We start from the raw sequence: 17,441 nt of genomic DNA, 5'->3' as shown, positions 1-17,441 counted from the left end.
TCATGGCCCATCCTCTTCCAGCGGAGCTGCTGCCTGCTCATCCGGATCCAGATAACGGTAGGTTTTGATGGTGCCAGCCATTTCCAATAGTTCTTTGTTGGTGCCGCGGGGCTTCAACGATATATCATGCATAGTCATGATGACCACGCGCGGCAAGGAAGCCACACCGCTCATGAAGGTGCCGAACTGGTGGTAGTTTCCCACCATCCGGATTGAAATCGGCTTCTCGGCGTAGAACTCACGCAGTGTTTCAGGACCCGGCTGAAACAACTCATTGCTGATACCGCTCTCAAGCGCCTGCTGCGATACATCGACAATCAAATCAGGCATCTCATTCTTGCTAGGCAACTGGCGCAGCATCTGCTGTAGGATAAGTTCCATTTGAACCAACTGCTGCTTAATCGGCTCCAGATTGGATGCGCGCGCCTGTTTGTTTTCAAAATCGGCACGTAATGCGGTTTCATCCGACTCTAATCGCAACATTTCGTCACGCTTGTCCTTAATTATGAAGAACCAGGCAACTAAAAGAACCAGGAACCCCAGGGAAAAGCAAACGCCGTATTTCAGTTCCTTCGGCCAATATCCCGAAGCCTTGAAATCAATGTCGCTGAGATTAATATTCTTCATTGCGCACCCCCAGGTGCCGGTGCGACCGCGCTGCTCTGACCCGCCTCGGGAACAGGTGCTTTCACCTTGGCATTGAGAATGAATTCATAGGGCAACGCACGGTCGCTGCCACGGGCTTCAATCACGGTCAGATCCGGGTCGGAAACGACCGGCGACGCCATGATGTTTCGAATATAGCTACTGACGCGTGCATTGGACTGGGCACGGCCTTGGATTACCAGATCGGAGCCACTTTGACGGACAGTCGAAATCTGGGTGCCATCGGCGATGGTTTTAGCTAGTTCAGTGAGCAGACTGACCATTTCATAGCGCTTGCCCTGAAGTTCCTCGATGACCTTCTTTCGCGCCAACAGGCCTTGCTTGCGCTTGTCGAGCCCTTCAATTACCTTGATTTTGACTTCGACTGCTGCGATTTCCTGACGTAGAAGTTCGTTACGCTGGTTCTGTCCGGCGACCTGTCCTGAATAGTAGAGATAAATCAGAGTGCTTAGCGCCACGCCAGCCGCGACAGCCAGAACCAGCATGCCGTTGAACTGGCGCTGCAGCAATTTTCGACGATCTTCGCGCCATGGCAAGAGGTTGATTTTGGACATTAGTCGAAACTCCTCAGGGCAAGTCCGCACGCTAAAAGCAATGCCGGCGCATCCGCAGCCAGGGCATGCGCCTGGACCCGAGGGCTTACCGTCATATTTGCGATCGGATTCGCCGTCATGGTGCTGACGCCGATGTGCGATTCGACGGCCTTATCAAGGCCTAAAATAGAAGCAACACCTCCAGCCAGGACGATTTGGTCGACATGTGCGTAATCACTGCCGGAATAGAAGAACTGCAGTAAGCGCGAAATCTGCTGGGCAACCTCTTTCTTGAAGGGCTCGAGCACGTCGGATTCATAGCTTTTTGGCAAACCACCAAGTTTCTTGGCTGCACCGGCTTCGCTGAAGCTCAGGCCATAGCGCCGCATGATTTCTTCGGACAACTGTCTGCCACCGAAGACCTGTTCACGGGAGAAAATGCTGCGTCCTTCCTTGATCACGTTCAACGAGGTCAGATTAGCGCCGATATCGACCACCGCCGTCAGACCGCCGTTGGGAATATCAAGCTGGCTGGAAATGAGTTTGAATGCGTTTTCGAGCGCGAACACCTCAACATCGACCACTTTGGCGTCAAGCCCGGCAATTTCAAGTTCGGCCTGGCGGGCTTCCACGTTTTCAGTGCGTGCGGCAGCAATCATCACCTGAACGGATTCGGTATTGGGAATCGGTCCGAGCACTTCAAAATCTAGACTGACTTCTTCAATCTGGTAGGGAATATGATTTGAGGCTTCCTCAAAGACCTGCTCTTCCATAGCCTGCTCGTCGACTCCGCCGGTCACGACAATGACCTTGGTAATAACCGAAGACCCGGAAATGGCGACAGCAGCATGCTTGGATTTGCTACCGGACTTGGCGACGGCGCGCTTAATGGCAGCCCCAATGACTTCGGTCTGCACCGCGGACTTGTCGCCACTCGGATTGGCTGGAAGCGGTTCGACGCCGTAATGCTCAACACGGTAGCGACCCGAGTTCTTGCTCAGCTGCAGCACCCTGACGGCTGCAGAACTGATATCAATTCCGATCAAAGGTGCTGATTTTTCCCCGAATAATTGCACAGTCCCCTCCAGTTACGCGATAGAACTCAATTATTATTGTATTGCGTGACACTACTTTGTTATATGGCTATTTCAGGGATTTTGCAAGTTTTTACGGAATATCATCCCAAATCCCGGATGCCTCAGGCTGTCCGGCACGGTATCCACCGGACAGGCTACAATGAACCTCCGATCATGGTATTTTTGTGGTAAATGGCATGTTAAAAATCATCAAGTGGCTGATTGTTTTTACTTTTTTAAGTGTTTCTGGTCTAGCACTGGGCCTGACCATCGCCTTTTACAGCATCATGCCGAATTTGCCCGACGTCACAGAATTAAAACGCATCGAGTGGCAGATGCCTATGACGATTTACAGCAGCGATGGCAAATTCATTGCGGAGTTTGGTGAAAACCGACGTTACCCGACCCGCATCGAGGATATTCCCGCGCAAACCAAGAACGCCGTCATCGCTATTGAAGATGCCCATTTCTATAGACACATCGGTCTGGACTGGCGTGGCATCGCCCGGGCAGTTTGGCTGACTGCAACCACCCGTGACGAACGCGTTCCGGGCGGCAGCACCATCACCCAGCAGGTAGCGCGTAACTTTTTTCTGAGCAACGAATACAGCTACCTCCGGAAGTTCAAGGAAATGCTGCTGGCACTGAAGATGGAGCGTGAATTGAGCAAGGATGAAATCCTCGGCCTTTATCTCAATAAAATCTTCTTCGGCAACCGTGCCTATGGCATTGCAGCAGCGGCTGACTTCTATTACGGAAAGAAACTCGAAGAGCTGACGCTTGCCGAATCGGCGACACTGGCTGGCATCCCGAAATTCCCCTCCTCCGGCAACCCGCTCAGCAATCCGGAGCGTTCGATGATCCGCCGCAACTATATCCTGCAGCGCATGGCCGAGGAAGGCTTCATCAGCGAGGATGAGATGCGTGCGGCGCAGGCCGAATCCAACACCGCCAAGGCCCATGAGCAGGTCACCGAATTGCATGCGCCCTATCTGGCGGAGATGGTGCGCATCGAAATGGTGCGCCGCTACGGCGATAAAGCCACTGACAGTGGCTTCAAGGTCACCACCACGGTCAATAGCAAGGACCAGCTGGCCGCGCAGAGCGCCGTGCGCAAAGGCTTGATGCAATATGACCGCCGGCACGGCTGGCGCGGCGCCGAAGCGACCATTCCTCTTGCCGGTCAATCCGACAGCGAGCTCCTGAAAGCGCTGCGGCAGCGCCCCCGTATCAGCGGACTGCCGGCAGCATTGATGCTGTCGGTCAATGGGAGCGCGGCGAAAGCCCTGCTGGATGACGGGCGTACGCTCAGCCTCGGGCCCTCGGCTGCCGATGGCACGGGTAAAAGTCTGTCAGGTGCGGTCAAGGCCGGCGACGTGGTGCGCCTCCAAGAACTCACGAATAAAACCATGCGCCTCGCCCAGATTCCGCGTGCCCAGGCGGCTTTGGTAGCACTGGATCCTGAAGACGGTGCCTTGCGTGCGGTGGTCGGCGGCTTCGCCTATTCGGCTTCCAATTTCAACCGTGCCACTAGCGCCAAACGACAGCCGGGCTCGAGCTTCAAACCCTTTGTTTACACTGCATCCTTTGAGCGCGGTTATTCACCCTCAAGTATCGTTTTGGATGCGCCAGTGGTATTCAAAGACCGGAAAGGCAATGTCTGGCGCCCGAAGAACGACCGCGGCGGCTTCATGGGTCCGATTCGGCTGCGAGAAGCACTGGTGCAATCGCGCAATCTGGTATCAGTCCGTCTGCTGGATGGCATCGGCGTGAATTACGCCCGCGATTACATCACCCGCTTCGGCTTCAGCAAGGACAGCCTGCCGGCCAACCTGTCAATGGCACTGGGCACCGCCTCGCTGACGCCGATGTCGGTGGCACGCGGCTATACGGTGTTCGCCAACGGCGGCTATCTGGTCGATCCCTATTTCATCCGCAGCATCACCGATACCGACGGCACCGTCCTCGCTTACACGCATCCGAAACGGGCCTGTGCACAGTGTCCGGAACGCCTGGCCGGAGATGTCAGCAAGGCGGTGGTGGTCGATGGTTTCGATCTCAGCGCGGACGGTCTCGGCAGAAACGATACCGCCCAGAATACCGGCATGTTCGATCCGGCCTTCGTCGGCCCGCCGGTAACGGCCTTGGCGCCGCAGACCATCGATCCGCGCAACGCCTTTCTGATCAGCGACATGATGCTGGACGTGGTCCGGCGCGGTACGGCAGTGGAGGCAAACGTATTGAACCGACCCGATATCGGCGGTAAGACCGGTTCCACCAACGATCACCGCGATGCCTGGTTTTCGGGCTTCGGCGGCAATCTAGTGACCACGGTCTGGGTTGGTCGAGACGATTACAAACCGCTGGGTTATGGCGAATACGGCGGCCGCGCCGCGCTGCCGATCTGGATCGACTACATGCGCGTGGCACTTGATGGGGTGCCGCCGAAAAACATGGATCCGCCAGCAGGAATCATCAAGTCGGCGAACGGCGATTATTTCAAAGAAGAACAGTACGATCTGGAAATGATGCAGGCTCCCTCCGACGAATCCTTCCAGCAGCAGACCGAGCAGGCTTACGACATCTTCTGAGTCCACTTTCGGTTTCCCATGAAAAACGCCCCTTTACGGGGCGTTTTTCATCACTGCGCGACTATCAGCGCTTGGCCAGCGGGGTGTAGTCGCGGTTGACGACACCGGTGTAGATCTGGCGTGGACGGCCGATCTTGTTTTCCGGATCGTTCTGCTGCTCGAGCCAGTGCGAGACCCAACCGGCGGTACGTGCGATGGCGAACATAACGGTGAACATCTCGGTCGGGATGTTGAGCGCCTTGTAGATGATGCCCGAGTAAAAATCGACGTTCGGGTACAGCTTGCGCTGGATGAAGTAATCATCCTTCAATGCGGCCTCTTCCAGACGCATCGCCACTTCCAGCAACGGATCGTTCACGCCGAGCTCATTCAAGACTTCATGGCACATTTCACGGATGATTTTGGCGCGCGGATCAAAGTTCTTGTAGACGCGGTGACCGAAGCCCATCAGTCGGAAGCCGGACTCCTTGTCCTTGGCTTTGGCGATGGCGCTACCGACATGTTCGGGACGACCGATCTCATTGAGCATGGTCAGCACGGCTTCGTTGGCACCACCATGAGCCGGCCCCCACAGCGCAGCCACGCCGGCGGCGACGCAGGCATAGGGGTTTGCACCGGTCGAGCCGACCAGACGCACGGTCGAGGTCGAGGCGTTCTGTTCATGATCGGCATGCAGGATGAATAACAGGTCGAGCGCTTTGGCTGCAATCGGCTTGAGTACCAACGGCTCACTGGGCACCTCGAACATCATGTGCAGGAAGCGGTCGACGTACTCGAGATTATTCTTCGGATAGCGAATCGGCCAGCCGATGGAATAGCGATAGCAGGCAGCGGCGATGGTCGGCACTTTAGCCAGCAGGCGGATGGCCGCCAGACGGCGCTCTTCCGGATCGTCAAGGTTCAGGTCACTGTGATAGAAAGCGGCCAAGGAGCCGAGCATCCCGGTCAGCATCGCCATCGGATGGGCATCATGACGGAATCCGTAAAGGAAGGTACGGAATGCCTCATGCATCATGGTGTGATGTGTCACTTCGTGCTCGAACGTGGCCAGCTGGCCAGCATCCGGCAGCTCGCCATTCATCAGCAGGTAGCTTACTTCGGTGAAACTGGAGTGTTTGGCCAGCTGCTCGATCGGATAGCCGCGGTATTGCAGTACGCCGGCATCGCCGTCGATATAAGTGATTGCGCTGCGGCAACTGGCGGTCGACATGAAGCCCGGATCATAGGTGAAGCTGCCGGTTTCCTTGTAAAGCTTGCCGATATCAACGCAGTCCGCACCAGTGCTGCCAGAAAGCACCGGAAGTTCGACGGTCTTGTCGCCGGCTTGCAGGGTGAAGGATTTGTTGGACACGGCTCGCTCCTGTGACATTGGCCCGAAGGGCGCATGTTGGCTTGGACGCATTATTATCGCACAGCTGTGATTACCGCGTCATCGCCCGAAAAGGCGAAAAAAAACCACCCGAAGGTGGTTTTTCAGAAATTACTTGGCGTAGCGTTTGCGGAACTTGTCGACGCGGCCGCTGGTATCGACCAACTTCTGCTTGCCGGTATAGAACGGATGCGAAGCCGACGAAATTTCGACTTTCAGCAGCGGGTATTCCTGGCCGTCTTCCCATTTGATGGTTTCTTTGCTTGACAGGGTCGAACGGGTCAGGAAGGCGAAATTGGAGGTCACGTCCTGGAACACGACGTCTTTGTATTGCGGATGGATATCGGCTTTCATGGTGAACCCACTGGGTGTGCGTGAAGAAAGACCAAAATTATAGCCCAAACCGGCCCTTGCTGGCAATCTGCGTTGGACTTTTATTCAGGCCCGTGCGCCTAAAGCATCTTGAATCATGGTCTCGAATCGTGCCTGGTCCAGCTTAAGGACGATTTCGGTCTGTGCCGGCCTGCCGGATCGCTCGAGCCAATCCACCATGGTCGCCCCGCGGGACTGGTTGCCAGCAGTTTCCACATGTATAAAATATCTTTGTTTTTCAATAATATACTCAGGATGCAAAGCAGCCATCATGGCCAATGCATCGGCGCTGTGCCAGTGATCGCCCCGCTTGCCCTCGGCCCATAACCTGGTTTTTCGGGAAATCCGCTCGTAAAAATCAGCCCGCGGGCTACCGCCTGCAAGCCAGCCCTCGAACGTACTGTGGCGAAAGCCATGCCGGAGTACTGCCTCCCAGTCGACCAGAATGATGTCGGGAAAGCTTTCAAATACGATGGCAGCCGCTTCGGGATCAAATGCGATATTGAATTCCGCGGCAATGCTGGTATTGCCCTTGCCGGTGACCGCACCACCCATGACCACTAGGCGACCGATCCGGGACGGCAATGTCGGATCGAGCCGCACTGCTAAGGCCAGATTGGTCAGTGGTCCCAGAGTGACCAACAGCAGTTTCCCGGCATGCGTGTGCGATTCCCGCAGAATGGCGAGCGCGGCATGTTCTAATTCCGCTTGGAAATGTGCCGGCTCATAGTCAATATCACCAAAGCCGTCTCGGCCGTGGACGTAGGATGCATCTTCGGCTGCAAAGACCAGCGGTCGTTCGCAGCCCGGATAAACCGGCACCTTGATACCGGCGACTTCCGACAGCTTCAAGGCATTGGCCACGGTATGGTCGAGTCCGACATTACCGGCTGTGATGCAAAGACCCAGCAGGTGATGGCGCGGACTGTTGAAAGCCATCAGCAGCGCAAGCGCGTCATCGACGCCGGGGTCGGTGTCAATCAGCAGCGGAATGGAATCGTTCATAGCGTGCTCTCAGGCGTGGGCGAAACGGGCGGCGGCGCCGATCCAGCGCGCGACCAGCAGATCAGATTGTTCTGGATACCGCTGCATTAGATGCTCCGCCAGACGCAGCACCTCCGGCAACAGGCTGGCATCACGTGACAGATCGGCGATGCGGTAACCGGTATCGCCGGTCTGCCGCGTGCCCAGCAATTCGCCCGGACCACGCAGCTCCAGATCCTTCTCGGCGATGAGGAAGCCGTTATCGGTTTGCCGCATCACCTCGATGCGCTCGCGGGCCATGGATGAAAGTGGAGCTTGGTACATCAGGAGACAGTGCGAGGCGGTACAGCCCCGCCCGACCCGGCCGCGCAGTTGGTGCAACTGCGCCAACCCGAGGCGCTCGGCGTTCTCGATCACCATCACGCTGGCATTCGGCACATCCACGCCAACTTCGATGACAGTGGTGGCGACCAATACCTGGATGCGGTTGTCTTTGAACTCGCGCATGATGCGACTTTTCTCGGCAGCCGGAATCTTGCTGTGCAGCAGAGCGACCTCGATACCTGGAAGGGATCCGGCAATCAGTTCGTAGGCTGCCTGTGCCGACTGGGCCTGGATGTCTTCGGATTCATCGATGAGGGTACACACCCAATAAATCTGGTTGCCCTGTCCGCAATAATCACGGATACGGGCAATCACTTCATCTCGACGGCTGTTGGCCAATGCTACGGTCTGCACCGGCGTCCGTCCGGGCGGCAATTCATCGATGACGGAAACATCCAGATCGGCATAGGCCGACATTGCTAAGGTCCTTGGAATCGGCGTGGCGGTCAGAATCAGCTGATGCGGCGAATGGGCATCGGACTCACCTTTATCGCGCAGACTCAGACGTTGGTCGACGCCGAACCGGTGTTGTTCATCCACCATGACAAGATCCAGCCGGCGATATTGCACGTGATCCTGCATCAACGCATGGGTACCAATCACCATGCCGGCACCATCGGCGATTCGCTGGAGATTATGCCGCCTTGCCGCCGCCGTCTGCTTACCAGCAAGGAACACTGTATCGATGCCCAGCGGTGCCATCCAGGCCGTGAAGGTGCGTGCATGTTGTTCGGCCAGAAGCTCAGTCGGCGTCATCAGTGCAGCCTGGCCACCGGACTGGATTGCGGAAAGCGCCGCCAAAGCCGCCACTACGGTTTTACCACTGCCGACATCGCCCTGCACCAGACGCAGCATCGGTTGTCCGCTGCGCAGATCGGTACGGATTTCCTCGACCACCCGTTGCTGAGAAGCAGTCAAGTGATAGGGCAAGGCATGCAGGAAGGCTCCGGCAGCACAGGGCGGCGGATCGATACGGCGTGCCGCCTTGGCTTTGACCACTAGGCGCTGCTTGCGCAGGCTAAGATGATGCGCCAGCAGCTCTTCGAGGGCCAGGCGCTGCAATGCCGGATGCCGGCCCGTGCGCAGCTCGGTCAAGGTGGTATTGGGTGTGGGCTCGTGGATAGCCAGCAACGCGGCACCGAATCCGGGTAGACCGGTTTCATTCAACATTGCTTGGGGAATCAGCTCGAGATCGGCTTCCGGTGGGAGATGCAGTAGCGACTGCCGCACCAGTTTCCCGAGCGTGGCGGCGCCGATACCATCGATGTTGCTGTACACCGGATCAAGACGATCACGGCAGACGCCGGCTTGGTCTTCGGTAATGAAACGGTAACTCGGATGCACCATTTCGAAACTGTTCGCACCCAGGCGCACCTGGCCGTAACAGCGCAACAGCCGGCCGATTTGGAATTGGCTGGCCTGACTCGACGAATAATGGAAAAAACGCAAACCGAGCTGACGCAGGGAATCATCCTGCACGGTCACTTTCAGCATCGGCCGGAAGCGGAAACCTCGCTCTACCGCCGCTACACGCACTTCGACCTGGGCGGTCTGTCCGAGCTGCAAGGCGTCCAACGTGAAAATCTGCGTACGGTCCTCGAAGGCAATGGGTAACTGAAGCCAGAGATCCTGCAGAGTATCGATGCCGCGTTCGTGCAACCTGCGGGCGATGGCCGGGCCGACCCCATGCAATACCGAAATCGGTTGCCGAGCCTGTGCGCCGAATTCAGGTTTCACTGCCGGAAATCAGCCTAGCACCATCACGGCATCGATTTCCACTCGCGCACCGCGCGGCAACGCCGACACCTGCACCGTGGAGCGCGCCGGATATGGCACCTGCATGTATTCCGCCATGATCGCATTCACCGCAGAAAAATCGTCCAGATCAGTCAGGAAAATGCCGAGCCGGACGATGTCAGCGAGCGATCCGCCGGCCGCGGCACAGACCGCCGTCAGATTGCGGAAGACCTGATGGGTCTGCGCTTCGATACCGCCTTCAAGCAATACACCCAGATCCGGCAGCAATGGAATCTGACCGGACAGATACACCGTCTGGCCGACGCGCACGGCCTGGGAATACGGACCGATCGCGGCCGGAGCTTTGTCGGTTTGGATGATGCTACGTGACATGGGTGCTTCCTGGAGGTTAGAGGCGTTCAACTGAATACACCACGTTCAAACGCCGGATTCGCCGGATGATTTCGGCGAGATGCTTACGGTCTTTTACTTCGATGCAGAATACCATCACCGAAATGCGGGCATCGCGTTCCTTGTAATTGACCGAATCGATATTAGAATTACACTCCGCAACGGCGGCCGCGATCTTGGCAAGAGCACCGGGCTTATTTTCGGTTTCAAAACGCAGCTCGACCCGGAAGTCGCCTTCCACACGGCGGTCCCAGGCGATCGGGACCCAGCGCTCCGGATGCTTGCGGTAGTCGATGATGTTCGGGCAGTCAAGCCGGTGCACGACCACGCCTTTTCCGGCGGTGAGGTACCCCATGATGTCATCACCGGGAATCGGGTGGCAGCAGGTCGAAAACGTGAGAACGCCACGTTCGCTGCCGTTGATCAGAATCTCCTCCTGACGCACGATCTGCGTATCCGGTCCGAGCAGCGAGGACTGGTTTGGCTGCAAGGCACGTGCGACCTGATCCGGCATGCGGTTGCCGAGCGCGATGTCTGCCAACAGCACCTCCAGCCGCGGATAGCGGTTGTCGTTGAGAAACTGCTGTAGATGGGAAGCGGAGACATTATCGAGTGAGGTTTCCAGCAGCTCAAGGGCGCGGTCGAGCATGTGATGGCCGAGGTTGACCGCATCTTCGTGTTCGATGCGTTTTAGGAAATGCCGGATGGAAGTACGGGCCTTCGAGGTCACCACGAATTCCAGCCAGTTCGGACTGGGATTAGCCGACGGCGCGGTAATGATTTCGACGGTCTGCCCGCTGAGCAGCTTGGTACGGATCGGAACCAGACGGCGGTCAACGCGCGCAGCTACGGTATGGTTGCCGACATCGGTATGCACGGCATAGGCGAAGTCGAGCGGAGTGGCGTTCTTGGGTAACGCCAGGATCTCGCCTTTCGGTGTAAAGATGTAAACCTCGTCGGGAAACAAGTCAATCTTGACATTTTCCAAGAACTCGAGTGACGGCAAGGCAAAGTCGTCGCTGCTGATCAAACCGTTTACCCAGCTCTGCGCGCGCGCTTGGGCATTACTACTGGCAGCACCGCGGTTCTTGTAAATCCAGTGGGCGGCGATGCCACGCTCGGCCACGATGTCCATTTCCTCGGTCCGGATCTGCACTTCGACCGGCGAACCCATCGGACTGAACAGCAGGGTATGTAGGCTCTGGTAGCCATTGGCTTTGGGAATGGCGATGAAATCGCGGAAGCGGCCGTCCAGCGGTTTCATCAGCGTGTGCACGGCGCCGAGCGCTTGGTAGCACTGCATGACCTTCTTGACCACGATCCGGAAACCGAACACGTCCATCACTTCATTGAACTTCTTGTGCTCGTTGCGCATCTTGGAATATACGCTCCACGGGCCCTTGACCCGCGATACCAGCCGGAATGGAATGTTTTCGACGGCGATGCGCTGGGCCAGACGCGCCTCGATAGTTGCCATCGCTTCACGCCGTAAAACCGGCTGGTTGGCAAGCTGTTTGGCGATGACCTGATAGCGAAGGGGATACAGGGCTTTGAACCCGAGGTTCTGCAGTTCAGCCTTGACCACATTGATACCGAGCCGTTGCGCAATCGGAGCGTAGATTTCCAGAGTTTCACGGGCAATACGACGACGCGATTCCATGCTCTTGGAGTCCAGCGTGCGCATGTTGTGCAGGCGGTCGGCCAGCTTGATCAGGATGACGCGGATGTCACGCGACATCGCCAGCATCATTTTGCGGAAGCTCTCGGCATCCGCTTCCTGACGGTTGTTGAACTGAATTTTGTCGAGCTTGGTCACCCCTTCGACCATTTCCGCTACGCTCTCGCCGAAGGTGTCGGCGATGAACGAGCGTGGCAATGCGGTATCTTCGAGCGCATCATGCAGAATCGCCGCGCACAGGGCTTCGCCATCCATGCGCTGATCGGCGAGAATCTGAGCTACAGCCAAGGGGTGGGTGATGTAAGCCTCGCCGGAATTGCGGACCTGCCCCTGATGGGCCAGAGCGCCGAGCTGATAGGCCCGGAAGATTTTATCCAGGATGTCCTGAGGCAGGTAGCTGCCGGCTTTCTGCAACAGCTGCGCCACCACTTCCGGACAAGGGTCCGGGCACGGCATATCCAGGTCGAGCGGCGGTGTCAGCGGGGAGTTCATACTTCAATCCTACGCAAGAATGCCTTACTGAACAAGCATTTCCTGAATTCCATGCGAAAAAAATGCCGGCACATGGCCGGCATTTTCGAGGGTCGGAAGCGGGACGATTATTCGTCACCAGCCTTGGCTAGATCGTCATCCACCACTTCTGCAGCGGCCCACTCCAGGGCTTCACGTTCACGGCGTTCGCGCTGGGCGCGGTCAACGGCATTGATGACGTCATTGTCGATGGATCGGTCGGCGATTTCACGCAGCGCCAGTACGGTCGGTTTTTCGTGCTCGATGTGGGCATGTTCGATGGTGCTCGGCTCGCCTTTGGCCAGCTGACGGGCACGCTTGGAGGCCATCAGGACCAGTTCGAAACGGTTATCGACCACTTCCAGGCAATCTTCAACGGTAATGCGTGCCATACAGTCTCCGGATACCGGGCAAATCTTCCGGCAATCAATAAGTTAAATGAACGGATTATTATAGCCGAAACGCCCGGCAAAGCCAAATACGGCGATTTAGTCGCTCAGCAGGTGTTCAATGAGCGACGCATGGCGGTGCCGTTGCTGCCCCACAAGCAGGCGCTGTGCAGTAAATATTGCCGTAACTTCCTGAACGGCTTGGTCAAACTGCTCATTAATGACCACGTAATCGAACTCGTGATAATGACTCATTTCCTCCCGCGCCGCCGCCAGACGTTGGGCGATGACCGCCTCGCTGTCCTGGCCGCGGTTGCGCATGCGGGTTTCCAAGGCTTGTTTCGAGGGCGGCAGAATGAAAATGCTTCGGGCGCCGGGAATCTGTTCACGCACCTGCCGCGCGCCCTGCCAGTCGATTTCCAGCAGCACATCCAGACCTTTTTCCAGCTGGGGTAGCACCGATTGCCGGGCCGTACCCTTGTAATCGCCATGCACCAATGCGTACTCGAAGAACTCACCGCCAGCAATCATCCGCTCGAACTCTTCCTTGCCGATGAAGTGGTAATGCTGGGCGTGCCGTTCGCCGGGACGCGGACTGCGCGAGGTGTAGGAAATCGACAGCGCGACATCGGGCACACGCTTGAGCACCGCATTGACGATGCTGGATTTCCCCGCACCCGACGGTGCCGCCACGATGTAGAGAGTGCCTTGCATCATTCGAGATTCTGGACCTGTTCCCGGATTTGTTCAATCAGCACTTTCAGCTCGACCGAAGCCTGGCTGGTCTTCGGATCAACCGACTTGGAGCCGAGCGTGTTGGCTTCCCGGTTGAATTCCTGCAACAGGAAATCAAGTCGACGACCGACCGCCTCGGGCAGCGCCAGAATCCGGCGGGCTTCGGCGATGTGGCTGTCGAGGCGATCCAGCTCCTCATCGACGTCCATCTTCTGAATATTCAACACCAACTCCTGCTCCAGTCGGCCGGGGTCGATCGGCAAGGGCAGATCCGCCAACTTCGCCTGCAGTCGGGATTTCAGCGCGGACCGGATTTCTGGCAACCACCCGCGCAACTGCGCCAGAATGCCGGCAATGGCGTCCAGTCGGTCAAGGATGGTCTGCGCCAGTTTGCCGCCCTCGCGCCCACGGGCAGCGATGAACTCTTCGAGTGTGGATTCCAGCTGGGTCTTGGCCAGGGCAAACAGCGCCTCGCCATCGGCCTCCTGTTCGCGCATCACGCCGGGCAGACGCAGGATGTCTGCAAAGGAGTTGACCATATCGGGAAATGCCGCATGCAGGCGATGGCTGAGGGTCGCGTACTGGGCCAGCATGGCCTCATCGAGCTGGATCTGCGCCACGCCGGCGGTAGCCGGTTTGAAGCGGAAGCTGAGATCGACCTTGCCGCGCGCCACTTTCTGGGCGACGCGCTCGCGCAGGGCCGACTCCAGCGGGCGAAGCTCTTCCGGCAACCGCAGGCCCAACTCCAGATAGCGGTGATTGACCGAACGGATTTCGCAGCTGAGCACACCCTCAGGGCCGGAACTTTCGGTGTTCGCGTAAGCGGTCATGCTGCGGATCATGGGCGCCGTTTCAGCTGGGGAATGAAGGAGAATGGTAATCTATTTGCCCCTTTGATGCGAATTGCAGAACCCCATGACACGACCCAGCGCACGCGCCGCCGACCAACTCCGCCCCGTCAGCATCCAACGGAACTACACCAAACATGCGGAAGGTTCGGTACTGATCTGCTTCGGCGACACCAAGGTGCTGTGCACCGCCAGCGTCGAGAACCGGGTGCCCGGCTTCCTGCGTGGAAAAGGCGAAGGCTGGATCACCGCCGAATACGGCATGCTGCCGCGCTCGACCAACGACCGCATGAACCGCGAAGCCAGCAGCGGCAAACAGGGCGGGCGGACGCTGGAGATCCAGCGCCTAATCGGCCGCGCCCTGCGCAGCTGCGTGGACCGCAAGAAACTCGGCGAACGCACCATCACCCTCGACTGCGATGTCCTTCAGGCCGACGGCGGCACCCGCACCGCCGCCATCACCGGCGCCTATGTGGCGCTGTGCGATGCTATCGCGCACTGCCAGCGCAAAGGCCTGATCACCGATAATCCGGTCACCGGTAAGGTCGCCGCGGTTTCGGTCGGCGTCTACCAAGGCCAGCCGGTGCTGGACCTGGATTATGCCGAAGATTCGCAGTGCGATACCGACATGAACGTGGTGATGGACGGTAAGGGCGGATTCATCGAACTGCAGGGCACGGCCGAAGGCGAGGCGTTTTCGCGCGAGCATCTGAATGCCCTGCTCGGCCTGGCCGGCAAAGGCATCGATGAACTGCTTGCGCTTCAGCAGAACGCGCTGGACGCATGAGTTCGCACATCGGCGCCTTCGCTCTGGTCGTCGATGACTACGACCGCGCCATCGCCTATTACACCGGCATGCTCGGCTTCGAACTGCGCGAGGATTCGCCGCGCGGAGACGGCAAACGCTGGGTACTGGTCGCGCCACCGGGCGCGCAGACCGCAATCCTGCTGGCCCAAGCCGCCAATGATGTGCAGCAGGCCTGCATCGGAAAACAGACCGGCGGCCGCGTCGGCTATTTCCTGCATACCGACGATTTCGCACGCGACCATGCCCTGTTTCTGGAGCGTGGCGTTAAATTCTGCGAATCACCACGACATGAACCCTACGGCAGCGTAGCGGTGTTCGAAGATTTATATGGCAACCGCTGGGATCTTCTGGAACGGCGCGCATGAAGCTGGTCATCGCCACCTCCAATAAAGGCAAGCTGGCCGAGATGCTGCCGATTCTGGGAGCGGCCGGCATCGAGGGCATTCCGCAGAGCCATTACGGGTTTCCGGATGCCGAGGAAACCGGTCATACCTTTGTCGAGAACGCCCTGCTGAAAGCGCGCAACGCCTGCCGGCAGACCGGCCTGCCGGCGCTGGCCGACGACTCCGGCCTGATCATCGACGCGCTCGGCGGCGCGCCGGGATTGATTTCCGCACATTACGCCGGTGTGCACGGCGATGCCAAAGGCAACATCGGCAAAGTGCTGGCAGAGATGGCGGCGCTTTCCAATCCGGTGTGCACGGCCCGTTTTTACTGTTGCATCGTGCTGCTCGCGCATGCCGAGGATCCGCAGCCGGTGATCGCCGAAGGCGTCTGGCACGGTGAAATTCTGGATGCGCCTTTGGGCGAAAACGGTTTCGGTTATGATCCGATCTTCTGGGATCCGCAGCTGAAACAATCCGCCGCACAAGTGCCGGCCGAACTCAAAAACCGTATCAGCCATCGCGCTCGCGCCCTGGCCGCGCTGCAGGCGCGCTTGGCCAAGCATGCCTGAGCTGATGCCGCCGCCGCTGGCGCTGTACATCCATATTCCGTGGTGCGTGAAGAAATGTCCCTACTGCGATTTCAACTCGCACGGGCAAAAAAGTGAATTGCCGGTAGTCGATTACATCGCAGCACTGACCCGCGATCTGGAGCAGGATCTGCCTCTGGTGTGGGGACGCACGATTAGCAGCGTGTTCTTTGGCGGCGGTACACCCAGCCTGTTTTCCGGCGCGGCCATCGGCGACATCCTGAGCATGGCCAATTCGCGACTACGCTTCGCGCCGAATTGCGAAATCACCCTAGAATGCAACCCCGGCACTGCCGAGCACGACCGCTTCGCCAGTTATCTCTCAGCCGGCGTGAATCGCCTGAGTTTCGGCGTGCAGAGTTTTGATGACGGTTGCCTTCAGCGTCTAGGCCGCATCCATGATGCCGAGCGGGCGCGGGCGGCGGTGATCAACGCTCAGGACTCCGGTTTCAGCAACATCAATCTCGATCTGATGTATGCCCTTCCGCAGCAGACCTTGGCCATGGCACTGAATGATGTGGAACAGGCCCTGGCGCTGAATCCGCAGCATCTGTCGCACTATCAGCTCACGCTGGAACCGAACACCTTGTTCGCGGCCAAACCGCCGGCCGGCATCCCGGAAATGGATGATGCCTGGGACATGCAGGAAGCCTGCATCGCACGCATGGCCGAAGCGGGCTTCAGCCAATACGAAGTTTCCGCCTACGCCCGCGAAGGCCAGCGCTGCCAACATAATCTGAATTACTGGACCTACGGCGATTATCTTGGCATCGGCGCCGGCGCGCATGGCAAGATCAGCAGCGGGCACGACGGACGCATCCTGCGGCGCTGGAAACCGAAGCACCCGGAAACCTACATCGCCAGCGCAGGCACGCAAGCTGGCATCGGCGGCGACGAATTCGTGTTGCCGGAAAATCGACCGTTCGATTACATGCTCAATGCACTGCGCTTGGTGGACGGCTTTTCGCTGGCTGATTTTGAATTACGCACTGGCCTAGGCCGTGAAGCGATTGCAACGCAATTGGATGAAGCCGCAGAACGTGGCTGGTTGGACATCTCGGGTGACCGGGCAAAGCCTACTGAGTTGGGTATGCGTTTTGCCAATGATGTCATGGGTTTATTTCTGCACTGAAAATTCCGCTCGATAATTCCGGAAGCGCTTGTTAAACTAAATATGCTTCAAGTGTTCGGGAAGTTGGTGCGAATCCAACACTGCCCCCGCAACGGTAAGTCAGGTAAGTCATTCAATAAGCCACTGGGAAACTGGGAAGGCGAATGGCGGCGGTACTGACTAGTCCGGAGACCGGCTTGAAGACAGCGGCGGTGCCCATGCACCGTCTTTTGCACGTTGCGGAGGGCAGCGCGGCCGAATTATTG

Annotated in this window: 17 protein-coding genes and 1 riboswitch; of the genes, 5 read left to right on the top strand and 12 right to left on the bottom strand. The window is 58.0% G+C overall.

Annotated features, from left to right (window positions below; translation table 11 throughout):
• From ACIQ0Q_RS02950 to pilM, 3 genes are read right to left on the bottom strand one after another with little or no spacing between them, the layout of a single operon-like run.
• Positions 1-627 carry a type 4a pilus biogenesis protein PilO gene (locus ACIQ0Q_RS02950; RefSeq protein ID WP_395771453.1) on the bottom strand — a complete coding sequence of 209 codons (627 nt, stop codon included), beginning with the start codon at positions 625-627 and terminating at the stop codon, positions 1-3.
• A complete protein-coding gene (locus tag ACIQ0Q_RS02945; protein ID WP_395771452.1) occupies positions 624-1,220 on the bottom strand; it encodes a PilN domain-containing protein in 597 nt (198 codons plus the stop codon). The genes ACIQ0Q_RS02950 and ACIQ0Q_RS02945 overlap by 4 nt, the downstream gene beginning before the upstream one ends.
• Positions 1,220-2,275: a type IV pilus assembly protein PilM gene (gene pilM, locus ACIQ0Q_RS02940; RefSeq protein ID WP_395771451.1), complete on the bottom strand. Its 1,056-nt coding sequence runs from the start codon at positions 2,273-2,275 to the stop codon at positions 1,220-1,222. The genes ACIQ0Q_RS02945 and pilM overlap by 1 nt, the downstream gene beginning before the upstream one ends.
• A 197-nt stretch (positions 2,276-2,472) precedes the next feature.
• Here pilM and ACIQ0Q_RS02935 point away from each other — a divergent pair, with 197 nt between their 5' ends.
• Positions 2,473-4,866, top strand: coding sequence for a penicillin-binding protein 1A (locus tag ACIQ0Q_RS02935; protein WP_395771450.1), 2,394 nt, complete (start codon positions 2,473-2,475; stop codon positions 4,864-4,866).
• Between the two features lie 64 nt (positions 4,867-4,930).
• Here ACIQ0Q_RS02935 and ACIQ0Q_RS02930 read toward each other — a convergent pair whose 3' ends face one another.
• The 9 genes from ACIQ0Q_RS02930 to ACIQ0Q_RS02890 form a co-directional block, all read right to left on the bottom strand.
• Positions 4,931-6,217 carry a citrate synthase gene (locus ACIQ0Q_RS02930; protein ID WP_395771449.1) on the bottom strand — a complete coding sequence of 429 codons (1,287 nt, stop codon included), beginning with the start codon at positions 6,215-6,217 and terminating at the stop codon, positions 4,931-4,933.
• 129 nt (positions 6,218-6,346) lie between these two features.
• The gene (locus ACIQ0Q_RS02925; protein ID WP_297799530.1) at positions 6,347-6,589 is read right to left on the bottom strand and encodes a type B 50S ribosomal protein L31; all 243 of its coding nucleotides are present in this window, start codon (positions 6,587-6,589) and stop codon (positions 6,347-6,349) included.
• Positions 6,590-6,673: 84 nt separating this feature from the next.
• Positions 6,674-7,612, bottom strand: coding sequence for a nucleoside hydrolase (locus ACIQ0Q_RS02920; RefSeq protein ID WP_395771448.1), 939 nt, complete (start codon positions 7,610-7,612; stop codon positions 6,674-6,676).
• Positions 7,613-7,621: 9 nt separating this feature from the next.
• Positions 7,622-9,712 carry an ATP-dependent DNA helicase RecG gene (gene recG / locus ACIQ0Q_RS02915; protein WP_395771447.1) on the bottom strand — a complete coding sequence of 697 codons (2,091 nt, stop codon included), beginning with the start codon at positions 9,710-9,712 and terminating at the stop codon, positions 7,622-7,624.
• A 9-nt stretch (positions 9,713-9,721) separates the two neighbouring features.
• Entirely contained in the window at positions 9,722-10,105 is a 384-nt protein-coding gene (locus ACIQ0Q_RS02910; protein ID WP_395771446.1) for a RidA family protein, read from the bottom strand.
• A 16-nt stretch (positions 10,106-10,121) separates the two neighbouring features.
• A complete protein-coding gene (locus ACIQ0Q_RS02905) occupies positions 10,122-12,257 on the bottom strand; it encodes a RelA/SpoT family protein (RefSeq protein ID WP_395771465.1) in 2,136 nt (711 codons plus the stop codon).
• A gap of 143 nt (positions 12,258-12,400) precedes the next feature.
• Positions 12,401-12,703 carry a DNA-directed RNA polymerase subunit omega gene (gene rpoZ, locus ACIQ0Q_RS02900; protein WP_395771445.1) on the bottom strand — a complete coding sequence of 101 codons (303 nt, stop codon included), beginning with the start codon at positions 12,701-12,703 and terminating at the stop codon, positions 12,401-12,403.
• Positions 12,704-12,799: 96 nt separating this feature from the next.
• Entirely contained in the window at positions 12,800-13,414 is a 615-nt protein-coding gene (gene gmk, locus ACIQ0Q_RS02895; protein ID WP_395771464.1) for a guanylate kinase, read from the bottom strand.
• Positions 13,414-14,277, bottom strand: coding sequence for a YicC/YloC family endoribonuclease (locus ACIQ0Q_RS02890; protein ID WP_395771444.1), 864 nt, complete (start codon positions 14,275-14,277; stop codon positions 13,414-13,416). The genes gmk and ACIQ0Q_RS02890 overlap by 1 nt, the downstream gene beginning before the upstream one ends.
• A gap of 73 nt (positions 14,278-14,350) precedes the next feature.
• Between ACIQ0Q_RS02890 and rph the strand changes: the two genes are divergently transcribed.
• Genes rph through hemW form a run of 4 tightly spaced genes read left to right on the top strand, consistent with a single transcriptional unit; the run spans position 14,351 to position 17,196 of the window.
• Positions 14,351-15,070 carry a ribonuclease PH gene (gene rph / locus ACIQ0Q_RS02885; protein ID WP_395771443.1) on the top strand — a complete coding sequence of 240 codons (720 nt, stop codon included), beginning with the start codon at positions 14,351-14,353 and terminating at the stop codon, positions 15,068-15,070.
• On the top strand, positions 15,067-15,456 hold the full coding sequence (locus tag ACIQ0Q_RS02880) for a VOC family protein (protein WP_395771442.1): 390 nt from the start codon (positions 15,067-15,069) through the stop codon (positions 15,454-15,456). The genes rph and ACIQ0Q_RS02880 overlap by 4 nt, the downstream gene beginning before the upstream one ends.
• Positions 15,453-16,046, top strand: coding sequence for an RdgB/HAM1 family non-canonical purine NTP pyrophosphatase (rdgB, locus tag ACIQ0Q_RS02875; RefSeq protein WP_395771441.1), 594 nt, complete (start codon positions 15,453-15,455; stop codon positions 16,044-16,046). Before ACIQ0Q_RS02880 ends, rdgB begins: the two co-directional genes overlap by 4 nt.
• A complete protein-coding gene (hemW, locus tag ACIQ0Q_RS02870) occupies positions 16,039-17,196 on the top strand; it encodes a radical SAM family heme chaperone HemW (RefSeq protein ID WP_395771440.1) in 1,158 nt (385 codons plus the stop codon). Before rdgB ends, hemW begins: the two co-directional genes overlap by 8 nt.
• A 32-nt stretch (positions 17,197-17,228) precedes the next feature.
• Positions 17,229-17,391, top strand: a riboswitch (cobalamin riboswitch).
• Positions 17,392-17,441: the final 50 nt, after the last annotated feature.

The organism is Arenimonas sp. (genome assembly GCF_044348765.1).
Taxonomy (GTDB): Bacteria; Pseudomonadota; Gammaproteobacteria; order Xanthomonadales; family Xanthomonadaceae; genus Arenimonas.
This window is presented reverse-complemented; position numbering and strand designations above follow the sequence as displayed.

Excerpts from the sequence above, each read along its gene's own strand:
- ACIQ0Q_RS02950 (WP_395771453.1), bottom strand. The coding sequence starts at position 627 with ATGAAGAATATTAATCTCAGCGACATTGATTTCAAGGCTTCGGGATAT.
- ACIQ0Q_RS02945 (WP_395771452.1), bottom strand. The coding sequence starts at position 1,220 with ATGTCCAAAATCAACCTCTTGCCATGGCGCGAAGATCGTCGAAAATTG.
- ACIQ0Q_RS02935 (WP_395771450.1), top strand. The coding sequence starts at position 2,473 with ATGTTAAAAATCATCAAGTGGCTGATTGTTTTTACTTTTTTAAGTGTT.
- ACIQ0Q_RS02925 (WP_297799530.1), bottom strand. The coding sequence starts at position 6,589 with ATGAAAGCCGATATCCATCCGCAATACAAAGACGTCGTGTTCCAGGAC.
- ACIQ0Q_RS02920 (WP_395771448.1), bottom strand. The coding sequence starts at position 7,612 with ATGAACGATTCCATTCCGCTGCTGATTGACACCGACCCCGGCGTCGAT.
- ACIQ0Q_RS02910 (WP_395771446.1), bottom strand. The coding sequence starts at position 10,105 with ATGTCACGTAGCATCATCCAAACCGACAAAGCTCCGGCCGCGATCGGT.
- ACIQ0Q_RS02905 (WP_395771465.1), bottom strand. The coding sequence starts at position 12,257 with ATGCCGTGCCCGGACCCTTGTCCGGAAGTGGTGGCGCAGCTGTTGCAG.
- rpoZ (WP_395771445.1), bottom strand. The coding sequence starts at position 12,703 with ATGGCACGCATTACCGTTGAAGATTGCCTGGAAGTGGTCGATAACCGT.
- gmk (WP_395771464.1), bottom strand. The coding sequence starts at position 13,414 with ATGCAAGGCACTCTCTACATCGTGGCGGCACCGTCGGGTGCGGGGAAA.
- ACIQ0Q_RS02890 (WP_395771444.1), bottom strand. The coding sequence starts at position 14,277 with ATGATCCGCAGCATGACCGCTTACGCGAACACCGAAAGTTCCGGCCCT.
- rph (WP_395771443.1), top strand. The coding sequence starts at position 14,351 with ATGACACGACCCAGCGCACGCGCCGCCGACCAACTCCGCCCCGTCAGC.
- ACIQ0Q_RS02880 (WP_395771442.1), top strand. The coding sequence starts at position 15,067 with ATGAGTTCGCACATCGGCGCCTTCGCTCTGGTCGTCGATGACTACGAC.
- rdgB (WP_395771441.1), top strand. The coding sequence starts at position 15,453 with ATGAAGCTGGTCATCGCCACCTCCAATAAAGGCAAGCTGGCCGAGATG.
- hemW (WP_395771440.1), top strand. The coding sequence starts at position 16,039 with ATGCCTGAGCTGATGCCGCCGCCGCTGGCGCTGTACATCCATATTCCG.